Source organism: Ruficoccus amylovorans, from assembly GCF_014230085.1.
Taxonomy (GTDB): domain Bacteria; phylum Verrucomicrobiota; class Verrucomicrobiia; order Opitutales; family Cerasicoccaceae; genus Ruficoccus; species Ruficoccus amylovorans.
Genome location: NZ_JACHVB010000020.1, coordinates 103,275 through 128,305, shown reverse-complemented (window position 1 = coordinate 128,305; position 25,031 = coordinate 103,275). Strand labels below are relative to the sequence as shown.

The following is a 25,031-nucleotide window of genomic DNA, read 5'->3' as shown; positions in this document are numbered from 1 at the left end:
CTTTATTGGTTATTCGGCAACCGCTACGGGCAATAAAAAGAAGGCCGCCTCGAAACCGCCATCTTTGATCTCACCCCTGTTGTCTACAAAATCGCCCATCGCTTTTGCCTTGCTGAGGCTACAGTGGAAACGGTCACGAGCCTTCCACCTCTGAGAGAGTTCTGTCCTTCCAGACAATCTTTCTGGTCAAAATCCGTTCCGGTGCGGCCACAACCTGACCATCCACCTCGACTTGAACCTGTTCCTTGTTCAGGCCGCGTACGATCACGCGGTGCTCGCCAAACTGGTAGCGCATCTCATCATCGGCGGGCAGCCAGGGCTTCACCGCCTCACGCACTTCAGGCACCGTAAAATCGCGCGTAACCAGCCAGCGCCCCTTTCCGGATCGCTGGTCGTAAACGGCTTTTCCCGCCGCCTCAAACTTCGCCCGCAGCCCCTCATCCACCAGGCCGGGCAGGGCAATGCAGATGCCACCCTTTTCGACGAAGCGGGCGAGCTCACGGGAAGTGGCTTCGGTGACGGTGACGCCGGTCAGGAACACCGCCTTGGCCCCGCGGAAATCAAAACCCGGATGTTCGTCGCCCACCCGGTGGTCGAATACCAACACCGACGCCATCGGGCTGAAAAAGCGCGGCCCCTGAAGCGCGGATTCCCGGATAAAAAAGGACATGCCGGTCGTCGGGATGACACCGTTGCTGAGGACGTTCCAGATGCCGAACCAGGCCTCCGTCTCAGGCGAGGAGTGGCTGATCTTGCTGCCCAGCAGCGTGTCCGGGAAATTCCGGGTGCGCGTCTGCCCCCAGCACGAGTCCGGGAAGCGGACGATAGCCACATCGCAGCGGGCATCCCGCCAGGTGAAAGGTCGCGGATGCTCGTAGCGGTAGTCGCAGGCATAGTCGCTGAGTGTTTGCCCGTAGGCAGTCAGCTCATACTTTTCTCCATCGTTATAGGTGACCAGCGAGCCGAAGACACCATCGGCGTCCGGGTGGTGACGGCCCTGCACACGTTCCGTTGAAAGCCCCTGCTTCATCGCCTTCTCCGCGTTGTGCTCAGTCTTCTGCAAGTGCACGTAGTCGAGATTTTCGACGTAGACGCGCGTTGCGCCCATCCAGTGCGCCGTCCACAGCGAGCTTTGCAGCTCGGCCACGCTGTGACCGGGGTAGTTGCCCGTAAACCACAGGTCAGGGTTGAACCACAGGTCCGCGCCCCTCCCGGCGTACTGGACTGCCGCGCCCAACCCCATCGGGATGACAATCGAGTTCCAGCTTTCCTTCATCAGCTTGGGGGTAACTGTCCAGCCGGCGCGCGCGAAAAGATGGTGCAGGTCAGGCCAGACCATTTCCACCGTCGGGGTCAGTCCCTGCTCGTCATAGTACGCGCGCAGTTCGGACAGCTTCTCATAAAGCGCGGCGTAGCTCTGCTCCAGCGTCATGTCCGCCGTTTCCACCATCGAGGGGGGCGTGTCGTCGCGTCCGGGCAGGCGGATAAGAAAGTTACGGGTCATGATCATGTGCTCCTGCTCGTCATAGCAGACATAGCGCATGTCCACGTCTTTACGCAGCGGCGCAATCAACTCGGACGGGAGCCGGACGTAATGCGTACCCGGCTCGGGCTCGTAGAAGTTCTTTCCGGGTTCATACTCCTTGCGGGCGATGAAGTTTGCCTCCTCCACGTTCCAGATATACTGCAAGCCTGTCGCATTGATATACTCCGAAAGACTACGCACCTCCGCCTCGAATCGGGCCAGGTTGGCGGCTTTAGACCCGGCTCCGGAAGGCACGGCCAGGTGGTGGTCTACCAGGAAGTCCACCCCGAGCTCGTCAATCGCATCGCGGAAGGCATTGAAATTCCACCCAGCCTGGCGGAATTCACGGGCACGCAGGAAGTAGGTGCCCGCCGTGTCAACCCCGGTGTATGGGACGCTCATGCCGTCGGCGGCTGAAGCCTGAACCGTCGCAGGTTCAGTCGGGACCGGCGCGGAAGAACCCCGTGTCGAGGAGTCACACGCGGCAGCGAAGACCGCGCACAAAACAATCTGTAGTGAAAATCGAATACGCATAATGATAATAGTTTGGTAGAAGCATGCCAGATTGATTGGCTGCAGGTGTTGAGCACATCTCTATACATCGGCGGGGTACTCGCCGTATTCCGCTGGAGGCAGCAATTCATCCTGTTGCCGCCATTTTAGACTTCAGTCGGGCTGATAACGGACAATGGATAACATCGGTGGGTATATTGTTGAGGGTGACTTATAGGGGGCGCATCTGCTCACATCAAGCCGCGTAGAGCGACACAACAGACTGATACACAAATACCGTCCATCTTTGCAACATGTTCGACCTGTACGCCGATTCTATGGCTTATTTAATTTACACGAGTAATTGAAGGTGTCTGGTTGTCAAATAATATTTCCAGAAATAGGCGAAGTGGCGTGAATACTCCTAGCTGCCGGATGCCCTGTCATTAACGAACGAAAGCAACTGCAGAGTGCGGCTTTCGGTGGCAGCGCCGCCGAGCGTATTGATCTGAAACCTGGAGGCGGAACTATCGACAAGAAAGATGCTGCGCCGGGTTCTGGCCTTCAGCCCGAAAAGAGAGCTTTTGCTCAATCTCCACTCCCCGCCCTCCTCTTCGGCTACCTGGAGGATAATGTTTGTGCCGTTACCGCTGAGAAACGTCTGCTGCCCCGGTGCCAACAATACGGGCTTGCCCGCGGCACGAACCGCCAACGGTCTTGATGTGGCGTTGAAGACACGGGCTTGTCCGGCAGGAAAGCCGGCCTCATCATCGTTAATGGCAAGGGCGTGATAGCCACCGTTAGCCGCCGGAAAAAGGAGTAACAGGACCTGCCGAATCCCATCAGGCAGCCGGACATTAGCCAACGGCGGCTCTGGAGTTTGGGTGCCAGCTCCGTCCATGATCGCGGGGGAGTAAAACGCGATCTGCGGAGGCCCCTTGTAGGTGTAAAACGTGGACCTCTCGAATGGAGGGGCTTCGATAATTGACCAATCTCCATCGGAGGACTGGCAGGCCAGTCGAACCGCGTCCGGGCCAAAAAAGAGCACGGAGTATTTTACACTCACCTGGCCTTGCGGTGGTGTCCCCTCCCCAAGGCAGGAATATGTCAACGACATCATGGCAACAAGCGTGAGCGCGCTGACCAAACGTGCCGAAGGGTGAGTAAAAAGCATAGAGAAGATTGATCGCATGGAGGGTCAGAATCAGGGTAAGCGGCTCAGACGGAATCAGCATCCAGCCATCGGAAGGCAACAATCTTGAAACGCCGTCCGAGATCGTTTTTATCAGCCGGCTCGTTGGCGTTGGCAGTCGATGGATTGACCGGAACCGGGGTGCGCTGCACAAGCGCTTCGCACCATTGGGCGGCCTCAACAGCGCCCGTAAGAGGATTTCGGACTTCACCGTAGGCCCGGATCGTGAAGGTGTCGGAACGGGCGCTGAGGATCGGGCCGAGCACTTTTAGCAGGTCGGCCTGCGTTAACCAGCCTGGCGCCCCGGCCGCCTGCGCGCCCAGCGCCGCGTTCACATTCGGATAGGCGGCCGAGTCGGCGGTGGTCGGGGTGTTGTTTTCGTCAAAGCGCGCGGGATCGTTGAGGGCAACCCCATCGACAGTGGCGCGGTCGAGCGCACTTTGGATTGCGCCTTTTTGAATAAGCGCACCGTTCCCCTGCAGCGAGCGGTTGAGGAAATGGGCCAACGAGGTAAAAGGGCCGCGTTGACGGACTTCGCTGACCATGACCTCGGCCAGGGCCGCAATCTGCTCGTCACTCAGGCTGCGATAGCCCGAGTAAATATCCTCCAGATCCCCGTCATTGCCATTCGTTCCGCCGGGCTGATAAAGCGAGCGTGCGTACGGGCTTTCGTCCAGGCCCAGTCGTGTCGCAGCCAGTACAGCTTTCCAGGCCTGCACAGAAACGGAGTTTACGTTAAAAGCTCCGCGGATCATCATATGGGCCGCGACTTCGTCGGGGTCCTGCAGGAGGCTCATGTCCTCCGTCAAGGGCTGGAGCCGCCCGTTGGGAAGATAGTCCGGCAGGACAGCCCCCTCTGACTGGGGGACAGTCGAGAAGAAGTACCCGTCAAACAGCGCGCAATTCAGCAAATATGAGGTATCCTGCGAACTCTCCCAAAGCCTCGTCCCATCCGACATCGTATAGGAAGAGCCCGCGGCCGTGTACTGCGGTGAGAGGTAGGGATTTGCCCATGAGTTGCCGACACTGTAACCGCCCTGTTCCCCGACTGACATGTTACGAATATTGGCGGCACTCTGTCCCAGCAAGGGCAGTGAGGCATTCAGGATAAAGGTCAGGTTGGCATGGCTGAAATCGGCCATGGAGAGTAGAGGCGAGTCGCTGTCGTCGGCCTGAATCATGTCAAACAACACGACCTTGTCAGTCCCGGAGCTGTCGATATCCCGGCCCCAGCGCGGCGGGAGGTCCGCCCCGAAAAACGCGATGGCGGCGTCACCCAGTGCAGCGGGATACTGGATATTAATCAAGGGATTGGACTGGATGGCATTGGCCCGGTCATCACGCAACGGGCGTCGCCACAGTTGGGCCCGCAGATTGTAGTTGGCATAAATGCGCTGCCGCCCCTGCTGCGCACCCGGCATGACCAGATGGTGCGTCCGGGCGAAGTACGGACGGAAATAAGAGTTCGCGAACGCCTCCTCTTCGGTGGCCGCGGCCACGCTGGTATCGGCCAGTTTTGGAGCGGTAAAGACCAGGTCTGTCGCCGTGCCTTCCAAATCCACCTGCTCAATTCTCTGAAGCGGCCGTTCGTCAAGCGGATCATCCGCATCACCGTGCCCAGTCGGGTACATGGAGAACGCGAAGCGTCCCCAGTTGCCGCTCGGCAGATCGGTCTTTATTTCCCAGGTCTTGGTGGAAACGGTCTCGTCGTTAAAATCTCCGGGCTGGATATAGCCGATCGGCAGTTCGATGGCGCAGTCCGGGTCCAGCCCGGCCACTCCCTCCTGCATTCCCACGACAACCACGCCGTTTCCGCCCGCAATGGTGTTCGCGCCCAGGGAAAATACAGCAAGCTCTCCGGGTTGGATTGTAAAGGCACCGGTTCGCATGGTGATATTGCCCAGCAGCGACCGATCAGCGGGAGAATCGTTATAGCGCTTGAGGTAACGCATGGGGGCTCCGATGACACCGCCCGGGCCGATCAGGCTCATCTCGATCTGAGTCTCCTCGGAGATTTCACTGCGTCCACCTCGCGGGTGGTAGCGGAAATCCACCCCATCGGAACGCAACGGGACATTGTAGGGATTCCCCAATACAACAATGGGGGCCACGCCCATAAAGACCTGCCTGGGTTCGGTATCATTCGCTGCCGGAGCTACCCTCAGGCGCACCAGGACGCGAAGCTGCACCAGAACGGGCGTGACATGGTGAACATTGGCATCACCGACGGTCGAGCCCACATCGACATAGCCCGTTTCGGCGACCGACGCAACCTGGTCCCAAAAAGACTTCAACTGCTCCCAGCGCGGGTTGCTCAAGGAGTTGATCTCGTTGCGCAAGGCGGCGTCCTCGCTGTAGGTGAGCGTGGGAATCACTTTGCCGGTAAGGGTGCCCCCATGAAGATGCCCGGTGAGGTCTCGCCGCAGTCCGCCATTGCGGTTGTCTGCCAGAACGCCCCAGGCGGACGCCGTCAGATCGTGAAAACGCGCTTTCATTTGCTGCTCACTGACAGTGGGGACGGACAGGCGCACCTGATCGCGCTGCAAGACATTCTCCACCTGCGCGATATTATCCTCATCCAGCAGGAGCGGGTAATTTTCGAAGCCAGTCATCAACTCCACTCCATTGCGCTGGGCGAGGCTGAGCCAATACCGGCCATCCAGCGTCGTATTGTCCACCGCAGTTCCGGCATAGGGCTTGTACGCGCCAAAATCAGCCTTGATACCTTCGTCTCCGACCCACCAGGCATAGCTGTTGGTCTCGTCCAGATGAACCTGAGGGGCGACCACATAGTCCTGTTCGTCGCTGACACTGCCCGGCCCCACCAGCAGCGCCCACTCCTCGTCAACCGAAAGCGCGCCGAGATCGAGGGATGCCGGAATGGAGCCGTTATCGGGAGCAAAAATCGAGCCGTCGCCGGCGGTGATGGCGGACGAAACGACGTTTCCTTGTGCGGCAACGGAAAAGGCCGCCCCTTCGTTCCCGCTGACCAGCCAGTTGAGTAAAATGGGAGCCGGTGTCGCCGTATAAATGCGTTCGCCGACATCCTTGTTCCCCCAAACACCGGTCCAGTGGCGAGCACCGTTGCGAGCCTCGGTTAATCCGTTCTGGACGGTCCGGTGAGCCGTGCTGCCACCGTTTTGCGTGTCGGCCTCACCGAGTGCCGCGCTGGCGGTGCTACGCTGGTCGGGGCCCGCCGCGCGTTGAAGCTCCGCCATAGCCATTTCCATCGCAAAAAGAGCATTCTGGCGGGCTTGCGTCTGAACTTGCGTAATGGCGACAGATGACGTTTCGACTTTCGTCAGCGTGGCCACACTGACAAGCAGCAGAAAAATGAAGGCCATCAACGTGAGCGAGATGATAAGCGCAAAACCACAGCGCGTGTTTCTGCGAGGCATGTCTCGCCATTCGGCGTGATGGGATACATGGGGCATGTCAGGGGATACAGTTTGTAAATAAGCTCAATGAGGGGTGGAAGTCAGGCCTAATGCCCGTCTTTATTTACTCCTGTAAATAAACTCAGAATCCATGTCAACATGAAAGCGAATTAACGGATGAAACGACGGCTTGAAAAGCGAGAGAATATCCCGGTGAACGGCCCGCAAGGAATACGATTAAGCCCCTCGCAGGAATAAAGACCCAGCATTCCACCGGGCCTGAAAATAAATCGGGCTGCAGGGATTCGAACCCTGGACCTCTTCGTCCCGAACGAAGCGCGCTACCAGACTGCGCTACAGCCCGTCAAAAAATCGGGAAAGAACTGAAAATGACGATGCTTGAGCCACAAGCAAGTTTTTTTATCAAGTTTGTCAATTTATATAGCAAATCCCTTTCTCACGCAGACTTAGCGAGCGAAGGAACAGGTGCATAAACGAACGCCACGACGATTATATTTCATACATAAGGCCACTTTTCATGCACCGGAGGCTATACCATAAAGCATCCAACGGTTAGGACTCCGAAATTGCCTCCAGCCGCTCTGTAGCCTCCATCCACTCCTCGTTCAGGCGCTCCAACTCGTCGTTGAGCGCGAGCAGGTCGCGATTGAGCTGCATCACCTTGGCACTGTCACGCTCGTACAGGGCGGGATCTTCCAACTGTTCGGTCAGGGCGCGTTGGCGGTCCTCCAGGCCACAGATACGCTCTTCGAGGCCATCGACTTCAGCCCGGATTTTCGCCCGTTGCTGGCGGGCCTGGGCCTCCGCCCGCTTCTGCTCGCGGGATTTGAAAGACGAGTTCTCCGCCGGGGCATTTTCCCCGGAAGTTCTCACGACTTCGCCCGGGCGCTGGTTGCTGAGCTTTTCCCCAGCGGTGAGGGCGGCGCGCTCGTCCTCGCTGCGGGACTTGAACAGGTAATAATCGTAGTCGCCCGCGTAGGCGGTCAGCGCGCCCGCGCTGATGTGGAGCACGCTGCGGGCGATTTTACGGATGAAGTAAACGTCGTGGCTGATGAAGACGAGCGTTCCGTTATAGTTCTCCAACGCGGCAATGAGCGCGTCGATACTGGCGATGTCGAGGTGCGTCGTCGGCTCGTCCATCAGCAGCAGATTCGGCGGGTCGAGCAGGAGCTTGATCAGGGCGAGGCGGGATTTCTCACCACCGGAGAGTACAGCCACTTTTTTGAAAACCGAGTCCCCCGTAAACAGGAACGAACCCAGCACGGTGCGTGCCTCGGTCTCGTTGATCGCGCGGTTGATGCTCTGGACTTCCTCCAGCACGGTGTTATCGGCGTTGAGCACGTCGAGGCGGCTCTGGGAAAAATAGCCGGGCTTGGCGTTGTGGCCGAGCGTGCGCTCGCCCGCGGTCGGGATCAGCGCTCCGGCCAGAAGTTTGAGCAGGGTTGACTTGCCCGCGCCATTGGGGCCGACCAGCACGATCCGCTCGCCGCGCTCGGCCTGAAAGTCGATCCCTTGGTACACCCGATGCTCCCCGTAGGAGAAATGCACGTCCTCCAGCTTGATCAGGCGCTGACCGCTGGCCGGGGGTTGCGGGAATTTCACCTTGAGCGTGCGGGCCTTTTCCTGCGGAGCCTCGATCCGGTCCATCCGGTCGATCTGCTTCTGCTTCGACTTGGCCTGCGTGGCCTTCGTGTTCTTGGCCCCGAAGCGGTCGATGAAGCGTTCCAGTTGCGCGATCTTGTTTTGCTGGCTGCGGTAGGCGGCCAGTTGCTGTGCGTCGCGGGCGGCAGCTTCCTCGACGTAGTCGTCGTAGTTGCCGCGGTAGCTGTGGATGCGGTGATGGCGGATTTCCAGCACGTGATCGACCAGCGCGTTGAGAAAGGCGCGGTCGTGCGAGATGAGGAAAATCGCCCCCGGATAGCTCTTTAAATAATTCTGAAACCAGCCCAGCGACTCCAGGTCGAGGTGGTTGGTCGGCTCGTCGAGCATGAGCAGGTCCGGCTCGGCGGCGAGCAAACGGGCAAGGTGCGCACGCATGACCCACCCGCCGCTCAAGGACCGGGCCGGGCGGTCATAGTCGCTATCGCGAAAGGACAGGCCTGCCAGGATGCGTTTGGCCTTGGGCTCGGTCTGGTAGCCGCCCAGCTCGGTGTAGCGGGCGACGGCGTCGGCGTAGAGGCTGGAAGTCGTGTCCCCCGCCCGCTCGCAGTCGCCGATGATCTTGCGCACACGGGCGTGCTCGGGGGTGACCCCGGCGGCAATCTCGATCACCGTTTCCTCGCCCTCGGGCGCGGTCTCCTGAGGCAGGTAGCCGATACGGGCACCGCGCTCGATATCGACGAGCCCGCCGTCCGGATCGGTCCCGCCCAAAAGGATGGAAAAGAGCGTGGTCTTGCCCGCGCCGTTGGGGCCCACGAGGGCCACGCGGTGCTCGCGGTTGATGCGGAACGTCACGTCCTCGAACAGGACCTGGCTACCGAAGGCTTTGCTGAGCTGTGAGACCTGAAGCATGGAGCCCGACAGTCCATGCCGAAAACCCCGCCGCGAAAAGCCTAAACTCGCCCTGCGGGTGGATTCCTTCCCCGTCCGCGCGTGCTTCGCTGCCCTCTCCCTCGCGCTTGCCAAGCTTCCGCGCAAATCAGTTTCCCGACAACGCGGTTCATTTTAACCGACAGATGACTCGACACCACCGGGCGAGAACGCGCATACTTCACCGATCCCGCGCAGCTAGCGGCTAGGAGCTATTTTTGACTTCAGACTCGACCCTGTCATGTCCCACCCGATCCGCAACGTCATCTACATCCACACCCACGACATGGGGCGCTACATCTCGCCCTATGGGCATCAGGTGTCCACGCCAAACCTGCAGGCCTTCGCCCGCCACGGGACGCTTTTCCGGCAGGCCCACTGCTGTGGCCCGACCTGCTCCCCCAGCCGCGCCGGGTTGCTGACCGGCGTCACCCCGCACGAGTCCGGCATGCTCGGCCTGGCACACCGGGGATTCAAGTTCACCCACCCCGAACACCACCTGGCCGCCTACCTCCGGGGACAGGGCTTCCTCACCGCGCTCTGCGGCATCCAGCACGAGTTCCACAGCGCCCCCGAGCAGATGCCCTACGAAATTGTCCACGAGGAAAATCTCGACACCCTTGCCGCCACCGACCGGGGTTGGACGCAACACGCGCTCGATTTCCTAAACCAGCAGCACGAGCGACCCTTTTTCCTTTCCTTCGGGCTGTTTTTCCCGCATCGGCCTTTCGACCCGGTGGACCCGGAACTGGAGCCCGAGGCCTATGTTAAACCGCCCGACCCGTTACCGGACACGCCGGAAATCCGCAAGGACATGGCCGAGTACCGCCACGCCGTCGCGCACTCAGACACCTGCATCGGGCGCGTCCTCGACGCGATCCGGCAACACGGCCTCGACAAGAACAGCCTCGTCATCATCACGACGGACCACGGGATCGCCTTCCCCCGTATGAAGTGCAACCTCACCGCACACGGGACGGGCGTCACCCTGATGATGGACTACCCCGGCAACCCCGCCTCCGGCCAGGCGGTGGACGCGCTGGTTTCGCACTTGGATGTTTACCCGACCGTCTGCGACCTGCTCGGGCTCCCCGCCCCTGAGCACCTGGAGGGCTTCAGCATGCGCCCGCTTTTCGAAGGCTCCGCGCCCGAGATCCGCGAAGACCTTTTCAGCGAAGTCAGTTTTCACGCCGCCAGCGAGCCCATGCGCTCCGTACGCACCCAGCGCTATAACTTGATCCGCCTCTTCGATCAGGACCTGCGCCGCCCGCTCTCGAACATCGACCAGAGCCCCTCCAAGGCGCTCCTGCTTAAAACCGGCTGGGGCGAGACCCCGCGCGAAGAAATCCAGCTCTACGACCTGCTCCTCGACCCCAACGAGAGCCGCAATCTCGCCCATGACCCGGCCTGTGCCGACATCCTGACGGAAATGAACCAGCGGCTGGAAAACTGGATGCACGACACCGACGATCCGCTTCTCAACGGCCCGCTGGCCCAGCCTACCGGGGCCGTCATCAACACCCGCGAGTCCGTCGATCCCGCCGCCGGCCCCTTTATCCGGACCTAGTATCCCGTTAGTGTGCTGCGAGCTAAGTTCCTCGCATAAGTTTTGGGGTGCAACCCAGTTTGGATGTTCCTCAGGGATTGTTGCTTTTAGCCAAGCTAAAAGCAACAATCCCTGACGCGATGCGGCAGCATCGAAAGTGCAGGCTATGCCTGCTGCGGGGCTTGGGGGCGCATAGTCCCCAAAAAATATGCAGCAAACTCCGGTAACCGCACATTAGCTTAGTTCCTGATAAAAATATTTTCACCGCAGAGGCGCAAAGACACAGAGCGATCTCTGTATCCACAAAGTTTTTTGTGCTTCTTGTGCCTTTTTGTGGCCATTAACATTTGTTAAGAACTTGGCTAACACCGCACTACTGTACCCTTAACCAAATCCTTTGGGGCACACCCAGGCCGCACGACCAAGCCCGGTGCTGACTTGCAGCGACCGGGCTTTGCTAGTATCTAAAACATTCGCAGCTGTCATGCTCCGCCACTACAGGCGAGGCTCAGACACACTCCAGCAGTTGCTCCAGCTCGGTGATGACAAGGTCGGGCTTCACGCCCTTGCAGCTTTCGTCGTCCTTGCGCAGGCGCAGAGAGCGCTTGTCACCGGCGAAGAGCGCGGTCTTGAAACCGAGCTTGGCCGCCGGGGCGATGTCGTTGCGCATGTCGTTGCCGATGAAGAGCGTCTCGCCCGGAGCAATGCCGTCGAGCGCCTGCAGTCGCTCTGCCGCCACCTCGAAAAGCTTGGGCGAGGGCTTGGCCACGGTGTGCTCGAAGGACCAGATGCAGAGGATTTCCTCGAAGCCGAGATCGTGCGGGCTACCTTCCAGAAACGCCTCAAAAAGCAGAGGCGTGTAGAACTGGGCGTTCGAAATGATGCCGAGGCTCTTCTGCTTGTCCAGCAGGCCCTCGATGGCCTCAACCGCGCCCGGCATGGGCGCGGCGGGGTTGACATTGGCCTCATAGAGCACGGAAACCGTGCGCAGGGCGGCGCGGCTGGCGCGGCCCCGGATCAGTTCGTAGGCTTCGAGCTGGCCGATGAGATCTTCCCAAACCCCGAGAATGTCCACTTCGGGGAAGTCCACTCCCTGCTCACGACGGATGTCCTGCTCGGCGCGGATCGTGTCGTGGAAAAGCTCCGCCACGGGCGTTTTCTGGTCGAGCATCTGGAGGCCGGCGTCCTTCATCGAGGCGCGGATCAGCTTCTCGCGCTTGGCGCCGCGGTCTTCCTCGGCCAGCGAAATATCGCCGACTCCGGACTGAAACAACGTGCCATAGACATCAAAGAGCACCGAGCGGATACCCGGGAGCTTTTTCAGGACGGGCTTCTCGCCGGTCGGCTCGGGTTTCATTCCCTCGGGGGAGTGTTGGCGGAAGATTTCCGGCAATGGGGTCTTTACGGACATGGGAGCGGTTATAGCCGAATGTGTTTACGAATGAAGTAAAAAATCCCCAAACAGGGCAGCTTCCCTAGAAGAAAGGCCCGAAACTGATAACAATTCCGGCCAGGATTAGCCCTCCTACCCCTAAGTAACACTCGCAATCTTCAAACTCGCAAACGCACGCCGCATCTACGTCCGCAGCAGGCAGAAACGGGCCGGATCGAGAAACGCGTCAAGCACGCGGGCCGGGTCCAGCGATTCGCTCCCGGCGACGGAAGCCGGGGCGGACAGGATTTTTCCATAAATCCCAACGAGGCGCTGGCCGTACTGTTTCAGGTTGAAATGCTCGGCGATGGCAGCGCGGTTGGCCTCGGCAGTGGTGGCATCCTGTCGCACCAACGCAGGCGGGAGGATCTCGCTGGCCGGGTCGGATAACGAACGCAAGTGCCGGATGGCGCGGGCCTGCAAATCCTCGTCGAGTCGCCCGAAATCAACCCGCTCACCGTCCACCGCGGCGGCGAGCGCAGCGGCGATTTCACGTGGGCCACATTCACGCCCGTAGGCGGCGTAACTGGCGGCCAGCGACGGGGCGATTTTCGCACGCAGTTCCCCTGCCCCGCCGATCCATTCCAGGGGCACATCGAGCCGGTCGTAGAGTCCGCTCAGTCTGACCCCTGCTTTGAAAAAATCCCCGGTAATGTCGGGCAGATCGCGCCCGCAAAGCGTTTTCCCGAAAAGAAACGGCTCCAGAAACGCCATCCCGAAGCCCTCGGCCACGCTTGTCGTGACCACTGTCTCCGCCGCCGCCATCACCTCGGGAAACGACAAATCGACCGCCTGCGCCAACTCGAAAACGGCGGGCAATTCCAGTTCCTTGGCAAGGGCCACCCAACGCTCGTACACGGGGCGGGCGGTCGGGTTGGCCGGGGCCAGCGTGGTGGCGAAAGTCTCGCCCTCCCGCGCCAGCGCGGCCCAGCACAGGAACTCGCCCATGTTTTTGCGGCGAATGGCCCGGGTGGGATACAGAAAAAGCCGCTCCATCCCGGCGATCTTCGGCGGCTCGCTGCCGGGGCGGGCGACCGCGCCATGAGGGACGGACACCGGATTGGGAAGCAGGTGGAGGCACTCGGCGGGCATGCCCGCGCCGCTTAAAATGGACTCGTCACGGCGGTTGAGGACGGCGGTGTGGACACGCGGCCCGTACGGGTAAAGATTCTTCCAGTCGGCAATACCCTCCCCTACCAGTTGGTAATTCCCCGGACGCCCGTCCTCGGCAAAATCATGGACCTGCAAAAGCACCGCCGCCCCTTCCCGCACCAGCAGGCCGACGAGATCCGGCAGAACGGCGTTCTTGCCCAGCGAATGGTTATGGATGTGCCACAGGTCCGGTTCGCCTCCGAGCAACTCTTTTGCCTCGGCCTTGAGCTCATGCAGAAGGTACTTCGGGTCGATGTACTCGGACTCTTCGGTCGTGTATCCAAGACCGGATACAACGCCGGTTTTTAACTCCGCGCCGCCGGTGTACGGTTCGCCGGAGATGGCGCACAGATCAACGCCGTACGCAGCCAGCGCCTCCGCCGCGCTCTCGACGATGCGCGTCACCCCGCCGGGCTTTAAATGGTAGTGGATAATCGCTACACGCATGGGCGGAATCAGAATACGGTCACAAAGAGCACAAAGAAGACACGAAGAACACGAAGTTGTAATTGATGCTTCAAGCCACCATTTAGGGCGATATAGTTCTTCTTTGTGCTAAAAATTCAGGCGAGCCGTTTTTGTCCCGTAGGGCTAGCTGCCAACTGTAATATTTGTCCAACAAAGATATTAAGTAAAAACCATCATCGACCCGACAAATATAAGAAACATATTCGGTCAAAGCATAAACAGGAACGGGAGTCTCTACACATGCCTTCCAATTATCGATCGCATCATTTTCCGTCTGAAATAATGCAAATGGAGGTGAAACTCTCAAAGTATCGTCGGATTCTTTGTCCAGAATAAACCGTACAGTCTTATCTGACAGAAAGCTTTGCCGAATAAACTCCAGCTCTTCATGAGTAGGCGTTCCATTTCCTGCTTCAATTCGCACTCTTTTACCCACGAGATCGAATTCATATATTTTAAAATGATAGAGCCTTTGATCCGATAGGAGTTCGCCTGCATATTTCGTTTTCTCGAGATTGATTGTACATAGCTCCCCCGAGTAGAACCCATTTTCCCACCGATAATTATAGATGGCACTGATTGCCTTAACAGCTCCAGGTGTAATCTGAATTTTCTCCACCAAATAAAGTTGACGGTCGGGAAAGCGCTCGGACCAATCGACTAAAAACCGGATAACCTCATTTTGATTAAGACCTTGAATACTGCTCAACGGGAGGTTGTCGGCACGCAAGCATGAGCCAGCAGTAAACGCGCTGATTGACAGTGCAAAAATCAATCCCGCGCAAACCCGCATGAGCCTTAGATTCCCCTTCATAACATTCTCTTTGTGCGCTTCGTGTCTGCTTTGTGTTCTTTGTGACCGTATTCAAAAACAACGACAAAACTACCCGTCGTAGCCCATTTTTTCGCGGTACTCGGGGATGTCGATCATGGGCGGGCGTTCCTCCTCGACAATGTCATAGCAGACTTGCTCGTACTGCTGGTCCTTGGCGATGAACTGGCGCAGCACGTTGGTCATGGCGGGGAGGTTGCCCTCCATGCCCATGTTCTTGAGGCGGCCGAGGAAGCTCTGGAGGATGCCGAAGGACATTTTTCCCAGCGAGAGCGTTTCCTGGTTGCGGTGCACGCGCTGGTCGAGGTCGGTCTGGCCAAAGGCTTCCAGGCCCCACTGGCGGTACACGTCGAGGATGTGCGAGGTCTCCACCCCGTAGCCGATGGGGAACGGCAGGCGCTCCAGGACTTCGCGGCGCACGGCGTATTCGCCCGAGAGCGGCTGCACCAGCCCGGTCAGCTCGGGGAAGAAAAGCGAGAACAGCGGCCGCACGAGTATCTCCGTCACACGGCCGCCGCCGCTGGGGCGCACCCCTTGCGAGAAGGCCAGCGGGCGGTCGTAGAAGGCCTTGACGTACTTGATCTCCTCGCGGTACAGCAGCGGGGCCACCAGCCCGTAGCAGAAGCGCGGGTGGATGTTTTTAATGTCCGCATCGACATAGACGATGATGTCGCCCTTGAGCTGGTGAATGGCTTTCCACAGGTTCTCACCCTTGCCGCGCTTGTGGCCCTGCGAGGGCAGGATGTCCCCGGCGAAGTACGTGTCCGCGCCAAAGGAGGCGGCGACTTCGAGCGTCTTGTCGGTCGAGCCCGAGTCGATGACGGCGATCTCGTCCACCAGCGGGTAGCGCTCCATCAGCTCCGAGCGGAAGATCACGATCTCCTTCCCGATGGTGGCTTCCTCGTTGAGCGTGGGGATGCACAGCGAAATCGTCAGCCCGGTTTTTTCCTTCTGCTTGAGCAGTTCAAGCTGGTCGTAAAACTGGCTGTGGTGAAAGGTGTTGTGCTGAATCCAGGATTCAAGTTTCGTCATGGCAAATTCCTTTGTCGATGGCTTGGAGGACGGCCAGCAACTGGGCCAGTCCGGTGAAGATCGGGTCGATAGCGACGAGTTCGTCCTGCAGGTGGCGGTTCTCGCCGTAGGTCATGCCCAGGGTGACGCCGGGGATGCCCCGCTCGATGAGCGCGGCCAGTTCGCCGGTGGAGGGAGCCACAATGGGGTCCACGTCGAGCGCGGCCATAATCTCGCGGCAGGACTGCACCAGCGGGTGCGTGTAGGCGAGCCCGCCATGCTCGCGGCGTGCCACCTCGTCGTGTTGGAGCGTAACGCCGGCGGAGGAGCGGATTTCGCCCAGCAGGCTGTCGATCTGGCGGTTGATGTCCACCACCATGTCGCTGCCTTCACTGCGGATTTCGTAGCGGAGATTGCCGCGTCGGGCGACGGTATTAAAGGTCGTTCCCCCGCGCACCGAGCCGAGAATGATCTGGGTTAAGGGCTCGCGCGGGATACGGATGGCGAGCATGCCGGAAATGACGCGGTTGAGGATGGCAATGGCTCCGCCCGCCCCGAAGCGGCTGAAGTCATACCCGTGCGGGATACGGCAGTCGATCACGCCCCGGCTCATTCCCAGCGAGGTATAGCTGAGTCGCCCGAGAGTCGCGGCCTCGACGATGACGCCCGCCTCGATGGGCAGCTTGTTGTTGTTTAAAAAGAAGCGCATCCCCTCGATGTCTCCCGAACCGAGGCTGCGGCTGGAGCCCATGAGCAGGATGTCGTGCTCGAAGGTGAGCCCGAGCTTTTCAAAAATAATCGGCAACGAGGCGACGATGGCCACGCCGAGCGCGTTGTCGAGCACACCGGCCCCGCTGATGCCGTTACGCAGAACGGTCACGGTGTGGTCTTCGCTCTTGTCGAAGGGCGTGTCCATGTGCGCGGAGACAAGGATGGCCTTGCCGCCGCTCTTCCTGCCGGGGACGATGCCCACGGCGTTGCCGACCTCGTCAGTAGAGATCGTCTGGCAGCCGCCCTCGGTCAGCCGGTCCATGAGGAAGCGCGCACAGTCGCTCTCGGCAAAGGTGGGCGCGGGGATCTCCCCGAACATGACCGCGTTGGCGAGGATAATTTCTCGCATTTCCTTCAAGCCGCGCCGATGGCCGGGCAGCGCGTCAAGGATGGGTGTAAGTGCTTCGTGCGGCATAGTGGTTTACAGCAAACTAGATGCCGGTTCCACCTGTGCCAAATGTTTTTTCCCCGACAGGGGCGTTCAATTCTTGCGCACGCGCAGACAGGCATGTATCTTGCGTACCGAAAGTTGCTAACGCATCTATTCTTCGTTCAAGCAGCCTGTCTCATGCCCAAAAACATCGGTTTCATCTCAACGCGCTTCGCCGGCACCGACGGCGTCTCTCTGGAAAGCGCCAAGTGGGCGGAGGTACTCTGGGACGACCGGCATGTGAGCTACTGGTACAGTGGCCGCAGCGACCGCGAACCCGGCATCTCCTATGTCGTGCCCGAGGCGTATTTCGGCCACCCCGAAGTGGAGTGGATCAACGAACGAATCTGGGGCCGCACCACGCGGACTCCACTGGTCACGTCCCGCATTCGCGAGATGACGGACTATTTAAAGACCACCCTTTACCACTTCGTCAAAAAATTCCAGATCGACTTCATCATCCCGCAAAACGTGCTCACCATCCCGATGCACCTGCCGCTCGGGTTGGCGGTGACGGAGTTTCTGGCCGAGACGGGGATGCCAGCCATCGCGCACCACCACGACTTTTACTGGGAACGCACGCGCTTTGCCGTCAACGGCGTGACCGACTACCTCGACAGCGCCTTTCCGCCCAGCCTGGCCAACATCCGCAATGTCGTCATTAACCGTCCGGCCGAGGAACAGCTCGCCCTGCGCAAGGGCCACTCCACCCTGCTCATCCCGAACGTCTTCGATTTCGACAAGCCCGCGCCGCAACCGGACGAGTACTCCGCCGATGTGCGCGAGGAGATCGGGTTGACGCCGGACGATGTTTTTATCCTCCAACCCACGCGCATCGTTCCGCGCAAGGGTATCGAACACGCCATCAAGCTCGTGGGCATGCTCAAGGACCCGCGTTACAAGCTCGTCATCTCGCACGACGCCGGGGACGAGGGGCTCGACTACCTGCACATGCTCGACGAGCTGGCGAAGGAGGAAAAAGTCGATGTGCGCTTCATCGCCGACCGCGTGGCCGAAGTGCGCCAGCGCGACAGCCTCGGGCGCAAGATGTACACGCTCTGGGACCTGTACCCGCACGCAGACTTCGTCACCTACCCGAGCACTTACGAGGGCTTCGGCAACGCGCTGCTGGAGGCTGTTTATTTCCGAAAGCCCATGATGGTTAACCGCTACTCTATCTACATTCAGGACATTGAGCCGCGGGGGTTTCACTTCGCCGAGATGGACGGCATCGTGACGAAGAAAGTCGTCAGCCACGTTCAGCGCATTTTGGAGGACTCGCACTACCGTGCCGAAATGGTCGAACACAACTACCGTGTCGCCCGGCGCTTTTATTCCTACACCGTCCTGCGGCGCTCGCTGCGCACGCTCATGACCAGCCTCACCGGCTGGGGTAACGGCGGTTGAGTTTACTTTATGGGTCACGAAGGACACAATGAAGACACGAAGAGCACGAAGGTTTTCATCCATAGGCGGGAATGCCACTCACAAAACGGGAAACCTTCAGCCATTTAGCCTATTAACCATTCAGCCATTTTAGTCCCCCATGATTAAACCGATTTCCCAGGCCCAGCTCGACCGCGTGTGCCGACGGTTGAGATTCCTCTACGATGACCGCGCCGACTGGCTGGTTGACCGATTCTATCACCTGATCGGGCGCTACGGCGTGGGCGTGACTCCGCCTGCCGCCTCCGCCCGTCGCTGGGACCAGAAAGACGTCCTTCTGATCACCTACGCGGACATGGTTCACACCAGGGGCGAGACGCCACTGGCCACGCTGGACAAGTTCTGCGTCGAGCACCTCAAGGGAGCCGTCAGCACGGTGCACATTTTGCCTTTTTACCCGTGGTCGAGCGACGACGGGTTCTCCGTCATCGACTACCGCCAGGTCAAGCGCGAGTACGGCACCTGGAAGGACGTGGAAAAGCTCGGCGAGAATTTCAACCTGGCCTTTGACCTCGTGCTCAACCACTGCTCGGCCAAGAGCCCGTGGTTTCAGGACTTCATCCTGGGGATTTCTCCCGCGCGTCACTACTTCCTGGAGATGGACCCGCAGACGGACCTCTCCGCCGTCGTGCGCCCGCGCACCTCGCCTTTGCTGACCAAGACCGCCACGCGCTTCGGGGAGTGCCACGTGTGGACGACTTTCAGCGCCGATCAGGTGGACCTTAACTGGCAGAACTCGGACCTGCTGTTTGAGTTTCTGGACATCCTGCTCTTTTACATCAGCAAGGGCGTCCGCACGCTGCGGCTCGACGCCGTGGCCTTCGCCTGGAAGGAGATCGGCACCGACTGCCTGCACCGCCCCCAGACCCACGAGATCGTGAAACTCCTGCGCGATGTATGCGAGATCGTGGACCCGCGGGTCAACATTCTCACCGAGACCAACGTTCCCCACGCCGAGAACGTCAGCTACTTCGGGGCAGGCGACGAGGCGCACATGGTTTACAACTTCAGCCTCCCGCCTCTGCTGCTGCACGCGCTGCTGACCGGCAACTGCGACTACATCGCCGAGTGGCTGCAAAACCTCGAATATCCCGAGGGCGCGTGCACGTATTTGAACTTCACCGCCTCGCACGACGGTATCGGCGTGCGCCCGCTCCAGGGGCTTCTGCCCGACAAGGAGTTCGATAAACTCATCAAAGCGGTGGAAAAACGCGGCGCCCACGTCTCGCGCAAAGCCAATGCCGACGGCACCCAGAGCCCCTACGAGTTGAACATCACCTACGCCTCGGCCCTCAGCGAGCCCGGCGACGAAGCGCTCGGCGCGGAGCGTTTCCTGTGCTCGCAGTTTTTCGCGCTCTCGCTCAAGGGCATCCCCGCGGTGTACTTCCACAGCCTCATGGCCACCCCGAATTACGAGGAAGGCGTGGAAAAAACCGGAGCCCCGCGCACCATCAACCGCCGCAAGTGGGACGCCGAAGAACTCGAAACGCTTTTATCGCAGGAGAAATCACCGCAGGCGGACATCTTCCGTCGCTATGTGCAAGTGTTGCGTCGCCGCGCCAATTACCCGGCTTTCAACCCGGACGGCACCCAGGAGATTTACCGGCTCGGCGAGTCCGTGCTCGTGCTCGCCCGCACCTCCACCCTCGGCAACCAGAGCGTTTACTGCGTGTTCAACTTTTCGCCCGAACCGCAGACGGTTGCCCGGCCCGCCGACTTCGCCCCGCTGCAGGATGCGAAAAAGTTCTACGACGTGATTTCGGCCAAGACCCTCAGCAGCGGCAAACGCGGAATCACCCTGAAGCCCTACCAGGCCATGTGGCTGGTCCCACGCTCCTGAACGCCCCGCAAAAAAAGAGTCCATCGCCCACTCCTCGGCCCGGCCACAAGACTCCCTTTCACGCGCCTTCCAAGGGGGGTGTTCACGCTATTCTTCACCCCGGGATGCTGACGGGCCGTGTTATTGATAAGTCCTTGTCAGACAGGGACGAAAGTTGGGGTATATAATGAAAAAAGAACTTGCTGTAACTGCGAAACCGGATTAGGGGTTATACAGTTGCTTTACCCATGAAAAAATCCTCCTCCGAGACCCCAGTCGGCGGCGGTGCCGATGAGATCAGCTTCAGCTCCCGCTTGTACGGAGCGTTCTGGGGCTATTTCATTGGTGACGCCCTGTCGATGCCCTGCCACGGCTACGCTGTCCCCAAACGCATCCGTAATGATTACGGGCGTATCGAAGGCTACCGCGACCCGGTCCTTCCCCACCCTCAGAGCACGCTCTTCCGCACCCACTATACCGCCACCGGCCCCAATGGCGAGATCATGCACGGGCGCGAAGCCGAGTGGCGCATTCCCGGCACGCACTTTCACCAGCACCTCAAGGCCGGCGACAACACCATCAACGTCCTCCTCGGCCGCGAACTGCTCAAATCGGCCGTTGATCACGAGCGCTACGACCCGAGCGCCTACGTGGAGGCCTACACCTCGTTTTTCCTCACCCCGGGCAGACACAACGACACCTACATCCCCGCCTCGCACCGCACGTTCTTCGAGAACTACGGGCGGGGAAAAGACCCCTGGGTCTGCGGCGAAGAGAGCAACCGCATCGGCGGCATCGCCATTGCCCTCCCGCTGGCCCTCTACTACGCCCGCGACCTGCAGGCAGCCTGTAAACACGTCACCCAGGCCCTCTCGCTCACTCACAAGGGCGAGCCAGAGGGCCGGGCGGCAGTGCTTATGGTTGAGCTGCTCATCTACCTGCTGCACGGCTACACGGCGGACAAGGCGCTCTACGAGCACATCCGCAACTGGCACGCCCACCCGGCGCTCAACTTCACCTACCGGCGCTGGCGTGATCGGCTCTCGGACGAGGAAGTCGCCGAGCACCACTGCCGCAACGGTGCCACCATCGACGATGCCCTGCCGCTCATCCTTTTCCTCATCCTCAAATACGAGGGCGACTTCGAGTCCATCATGCTCGCCAACGCCAATCTCGGCGGCGACAACAGCCCGCGCGGAGCCATCCTCGGTCTGCTGGCCGGAGCCACCGGCGGCTGCGGCCAGATCCCCGGCGAATGGGTGCAGGGCCTGAGCGCCTACGAGGAACTTGACGTGCTGGCCGACCGCCTTGTCTCCCAGGTCTGCTAGTGAGCGTAGCTTGGTTCTTGCACTAGAGGGTTTCCAATAAAGTCGTAGCCGTCACAAAAGGGCCGAATGGCTAAATGATTAAATGGTTAATTGTTATTTCCTACGTTCGGAATCCAACAATTAACAATTAGCCATTTAGCTATTCAAAGCTTGTGGCTACAGTATTTTTTGAAACGCACTGGACATTGAGGGGCGCTGCCCCTGCGGAGCCAAAAAGGCTCCTACCCCTGATTGCTGGTCCAGCCGGGCCCTCCTGCCATCTATGCGATAGTAATCTACCCTCCGCGCTAACGGGACGGAGTTTTTGCTTGTCGCCCGGCGGGGGAAAAAGGGATATAGAACGCTGTCAATGTTTCGCACCCTGCTATTGCTCGCCGCGTTTGCCGCCGTGGTGGGCGGACCGCTTGTCAACCTGAGCCACTACTGGAACCACAATCCGCTGTACGGCTTCGGGTGGTTCGCACTGGTGCTGGCCGGGGTGCTCACCGTGCAGCGGCTTGACCGGCTGCCGCGTTACCGCCCGGACACGAACCGCCTTCTCGCCCCGTTAATTCTGTTGCTCCTGCTGTTGTGGGTGCCCCTCAGGACCATCCAGGTCGGCAACCCCGACTGGCGCGTGCTCGACACACTGTTTCTGCTCAGCGCCATCGCCGTCACCCTGCTGCTGATCGACCGGCTCTTTGGCCGTGGATGGGCGCGGACCCTGGCCTTTCCCCTGCTCTTCCTGCTGGTGGCCCTGCCTTGGCCCGTAAAAGTCGAGAACGCCGTCACCCTGCACTCCCTGCTCAGTGTCGGGCAGACCGCCCAAACCCTGCTGGGCTGGTTCGGCTATCAGGTGCAGGCCAGCGGCTACGAGATCCAGACCGAGTTCGGCATCTCCCACCTGGCCGAAGCCTGCAGTGGCATCCGCTCCTTCCACCTCGCGCTGGTAGGCGGGCTTTTTCTGGGGGCGTTCCTGCGCCTCACGCTCCTGCGTCGGGTGTTGCTGCTGATCCTGTGCGCGGCTACCGCGTATCTGATCAACGTGGCCCGCGTAATCGCGCTGGTCTCGATCATGCTGCACAGCCATTCGCAGGACACGATGACGCTCTGGCACGACCGCATCGGCTGGGGTTCGCAACTGCTTTTCATCGGCCTGATGTTCGCCGAGGCCATTTTCCTGAGCATGTTCAAATGGGACCGTCCCCGGCGCGAGGTCGCGGGCGAGAGCGGCGTCATCCGGCAGGCCATGCGGGAGGCCCCACGCGGGCATTGTTTTTTGCTGACGGCAATTATCCTGCTGGCCGTGGGCTCGCACCTGGCGGCTGAGCACTGGTACCGCTGGCACGAGCAGCGCGCCAGCGGCATGGCCTATGCGACGGGATGGAAACTTGTGGATCAACTGCCCGACCCCAACATCCGTGAGCGCGACATTCCCCTGTTGGTCCGCGAACAGCTCGCCTACGAAGATGCCCGCCTCTACACTTGGCTCGATCCCAACGGCGCGCTCTGGCAACTGATGTGGCTGCGCTTCGACGGGAGCACCTACTCGGCCTTCGCTCACAACATCCACCAGCCCGAGACCTGCCTGCCCTCGCAGAATTTTTCCCTCGTCGAGAACTGCCCGCCGCTGGTCATGGAAATCGACGGCGAACGCTTCTCGTGGCAGCACCAGGTGTACCAGCGCGACAACATCGTGCTGCAACTGTTTTTCAACAAAACCGCGACCGGCCCGCTGCTGGTGGACGGCAGCGAACGCGACTGGAGCGCGCTCGGACGACTGAGGCAGGCCTGGCAGGGCTACCGCATCAGCAACGCGCAGGTCATGCACCTGTCGGTCTTCGCCCCCTACAGCCCCGAAGTCGCGCAAACGCTGGCCGAGGGCTACCTGAGCCGCTTCATCGAGGAGGCGGTCATCCCTGCCCAAGCCCACGAAGATGAGCCAAACTAGCGCCTGTAGGCAAAGGGCCACGTGGCTTGAAGGTCGAGCGCTTCCTCCCTTGTGTATCCATGAACCATGACGCCGATTACCTGATCGTCGGGCAAGGCATCGCCGGAAGCGTGCTCGCCGACAAGCTGCTCGCGCTCGGGCGGCAGGTCCATATCGTTGACGACGGGCACCGCACCAGTTCGACCCGTGTTGCCGCCGGGATGATTAACCCGCTGGCGGGTAAACGCTTCGCACTCGCCCCCGGCACGGACTGGCTCCTGCGCGAGGCCGGGGAATATTTTTCCCGCCTGGAGGCCGAGAGTGGGGAGCGGATTTTTCACTCGCTGCCCATCCGGCGCATCCTGCGCAACGAGCGCGAACAGACCCAGCTCGACAAGCGCCGCGCCGATCCCGAGTACGCGCCGTGGCTGGGCGAAATTTCACCGCCGGGCGCGCTCACCGATGTCGACAACCCGCTGGGCAGTTTTGTCATCTGCGGCGGCGGTTACGTGGCCAGCGGCCCGTTACTGGAAACACTTCGTGAACGCTTCCGGCGAGCCGGGGCCTTGATCGAGGCTGAGTTCCGTCACGACGACCTTGACCCGCTTTCCGACGGTGTCCTTTGGCAGGGAAAAAGCTACCGCACAGCCGTCTTTTGCGAGGGCATGCGCCTGCGCGGCAACCCGTGGTTCCGCGACATCCCGACTGATCCGGTCAAGGGCGAGATCCTCAACCTCGCCCTGAACGGCCCCTTGCCCACCGAAGTGCTCAACAAGGGCAAATGGCTGCTTCCGACCGCCGAGGGCGAACTGCGCCTTGGCGCGACCTATGACCGCAGCAACCTCGATATGGCGCCGACCGCCGAGGGCCGTCAACGCCTGCTGGACGCCTTTCGCGACATCTTCCCGGCCGGGCGCGGCGAACGCGTCACTGACCACGTGGCAGGCGTGCGCGTCTGTACCCGCGATAATCAGCCGCTGATGGGCCGCCATCGCGAGCACCCGGCGCTGGCGCTGTTCAACGGTTTCGGCTCGAAGGCAAATAGTCTTGTACCCGGCTGGGCGGGCGTTTTCACTGCGTTCCTGGAAGGCACCGGAGAGCTGCCCGGGGCCGTTGACCTTTACCGGAAATGAAATCGACCGTCCAACCCGCCCCGGTCTCCATGACCGCGCTGGCCCAGAAAATGATCGCTGAGGTCATACGGCCTGGCGACCTCGCCATTGACGCCACTGTCGGCAATGGGCTCGATACATTTTTTCTCGCCGACCAGGTCGGCCCGGGCGGGAATGTGGTCGGTTTCGACATCCAGGAAATCGCCCATCTCCGCACCAGCGTCATCCTCGGTGAAGCCGGACTGCTCAGCCGGGTGAAACTGGTACATACCGGCCACGAGCACCTGGCCGAACACCTCCCGGCCGCCAGTCACGGCAAGGTCAAAGCCATCATGTTCAACCTCGGCTACCTGCCCCGCGGCGACAAGAGCGTCATCACTGTGCCGCAGACCACGATCCCCGCGCTGCACGCCGCCGCCCGCTGCCTGTGCCCCGGGGGACGCATGAGCGTGCTCATCTACCCCGGTCATGAGGGCGGCACGGAGGAAGCCAGCGCAGTCGAGCAATGGGCGCAGTCCCTGAGCCGGGTGGACTTCGACCTTGAGCTGATCGCCGCGCCCAGACACACCGCGACCTCCCCCCGCCTGCTCGTTGTTACCCGCCGATAGCCCAGCGAACGTACCCTAGGTCCTGTTCAGG

Annotated in this window: 16 protein-coding genes and 1 tRNA gene; 7 read left to right on the top strand and 10 right to left on the bottom strand. The window is 60.4% G+C overall.

Features of this window, described 5'->3' with window-relative positions:
• Nucleotides 1–133 precede the first annotated feature (133 nt).
• The 5 genes from H5P28_RS06975 to H5P28_RS06955 all read right to left on the bottom strand — a co-directional run bounded on the left by H5P28_RS06975 (nucleotide 134) and on the right by H5P28_RS06955 (nucleotide 9,118).
• Nucleotides 134–2,059: a hypothetical protein gene (locus H5P28_RS06975; RefSeq protein WP_185674986.1), complete on the bottom strand. Its 1,926-nt coding sequence runs from the start codon at nucleotides 2,057–2,059 to the stop codon at nucleotides 134–136.
• Nucleotides 2,060–2,441: 382 nt separating this feature from the next.
• Nucleotides 2,442–3,209 carry a hypothetical protein gene (locus tag H5P28_RS06970; protein WP_185674985.1) on the bottom strand — a complete coding sequence of 256 codons (768 nt, stop codon included), beginning with the start codon at nucleotides 3,207–3,209 and terminating at the stop codon, nucleotides 2,442–2,444.
• Nucleotides 3,210–3,235: 26 nt separating this feature from the next.
• Nucleotides 3,236–6,553, bottom strand: a complete 3,318-nt coding sequence (locus tag H5P28_RS06965; RefSeq protein WP_185674984.1) for a hypothetical protein — start codon at nucleotides 6,551–6,553, stop codon at nucleotides 3,236–3,238.
• A gap of 323 nt (nucleotides 6,554–6,876) precedes the next feature.
• Nucleotides 6,877–6,950, bottom strand: a tRNA-Pro gene (locus H5P28_RS06960).
• Between the two features lie 209 nt (nucleotides 6,951–7,159).
• Nucleotides 7,160–9,118, bottom strand: coding sequence for an ABC-F family ATP-binding cassette domain-containing protein (locus tag H5P28_RS06955; RefSeq protein WP_185674983.1), 1,959 nt, complete (start codon nucleotides 9,116–9,118; stop codon nucleotides 7,160–7,162).
• A gap of 259 nt (nucleotides 9,119–9,377) precedes the next feature.
• On the opposite strand from H5P28_RS06955, the gene H5P28_RS06950 reads away from it, so the two are divergent.
• Nucleotides 9,378–10,703 (top strand): sulfatase family protein, encoded by a 1,326-nt coding sequence (locus H5P28_RS06950; protein WP_185674982.1) that lies wholly within the window; start codon nucleotides 9,378–9,380, stop codon nucleotides 10,701–10,703.
• Between the two features lie 487 nt (nucleotides 10,704–11,190).
• Here the strand turns inward: H5P28_RS06950 and H5P28_RS06945 are convergent, their stop codons facing one another.
• From H5P28_RS06945 to H5P28_RS06925, 5 genes are all read right to left on the bottom strand, one after another.
• The gene (locus H5P28_RS06945; RefSeq protein ID WP_185674981.1) at nucleotides 11,191–12,093 is read right to left on the bottom strand and encodes an HAD family hydrolase; all 903 of its coding nucleotides are present in this window, start codon (nucleotides 12,091–12,093) and stop codon (nucleotides 11,191–11,193) included.
• 165 nt (nucleotides 12,094–12,258) lie between these two features.
• Nucleotides 12,259–13,713, bottom strand: a complete 1,455-nt coding sequence (locus H5P28_RS06940; protein WP_185674980.1) for a glycosyltransferase family 4 protein — start codon at nucleotides 13,711–13,713, stop codon at nucleotides 12,259–12,261.
• Between the two features lie 82 nt (nucleotides 13,714–13,795).
• On the bottom strand, nucleotides 13,796–14,464 hold the full coding sequence (locus tag H5P28_RS06935; RefSeq protein ID WP_185674979.1) for a hypothetical protein: 669 nt from the start codon (nucleotides 14,462–14,464) through the stop codon (nucleotides 13,796–13,798).
• A gap of 153 nt (nucleotides 14,465–14,617) precedes the next feature.
• A complete protein-coding gene (locus tag H5P28_RS06930) occupies nucleotides 14,618–15,598 on the bottom strand; it encodes a glucosyl-3-phosphoglycerate synthase (RefSeq protein ID WP_185674978.1) in 981 nt (326 codons plus the stop codon).
• Entirely contained in the window at nucleotides 15,585–16,763 is a 1,179-nt protein-coding gene (locus H5P28_RS06925; protein ID WP_185674977.1) for a zinc-binding metallopeptidase family protein, read from the bottom strand. The genes H5P28_RS06930 and H5P28_RS06925 overlap by 14 nt, the downstream gene beginning before the upstream one ends.
• A gap of 153 nt (nucleotides 16,764–16,916) precedes the next feature.
• On the opposite strand from H5P28_RS06925, the gene H5P28_RS06920 reads away from it, so the two are divergent.
• From H5P28_RS06920 to mnmM, 6 genes are all read left to right on the top strand, one after another.
• A complete protein-coding gene (locus H5P28_RS06920; RefSeq protein ID WP_185674976.1) occupies nucleotides 16,917–18,185 on the top strand; it encodes a glycosyltransferase family 4 protein in 1,269 nt (422 codons plus the stop codon).
• 139 nt (nucleotides 18,186–18,324) lie between these two features.
• On the top strand, nucleotides 18,325–20,064 hold the full coding sequence (locus H5P28_RS06915) for an alpha-amylase family glycosyl hydrolase (RefSeq protein ID WP_185674975.1): 1,740 nt from the start codon (nucleotides 18,325–18,327) through the stop codon (nucleotides 20,062–20,064).
• A gap of 227 nt (nucleotides 20,065–20,291) precedes the next feature.
• A complete protein-coding gene (locus H5P28_RS06910) occupies nucleotides 20,292–21,371 on the top strand; it encodes an ADP-ribosylglycohydrolase family protein (protein ID WP_185674974.1) in 1,080 nt (359 codons plus the stop codon).
• Between the two features lie 349 nt (nucleotides 21,372–21,720).
• Complete coding sequence (locus H5P28_RS06905) at nucleotides 21,721–23,301, top strand: exosortase/archaeosortase family protein (RefSeq protein ID WP_185674973.1); 1,581 nt, start codon at nucleotides 21,721–21,723, stop codon at nucleotides 23,299–23,301.
• A gap of 59 nt (nucleotides 23,302–23,360) precedes the next feature.
• Nucleotides 23,361–24,413, top strand: a complete 1,053-nt coding sequence (locus H5P28_RS06900; RefSeq protein WP_185674972.1) for an NAD(P)/FAD-dependent oxidoreductase — start codon at nucleotides 23,361–23,363, stop codon at nucleotides 24,411–24,413.
• Nucleotides 24,410–25,000 carry a tRNA 5-(aminomethyl)-2-thiouridylate-methyltransferase MnmM gene (mnmM, locus tag H5P28_RS06895; RefSeq protein WP_185674971.1) on the top strand — a complete coding sequence of 197 codons (591 nt, stop codon included), beginning with the start codon at nucleotides 24,410–24,412 and terminating at the stop codon, nucleotides 24,998–25,000. The genes H5P28_RS06900 and mnmM overlap by 4 nt, the downstream gene beginning before the upstream one ends.
• Nucleotides 25,001–25,031 lie beyond the last annotated feature (31 nt).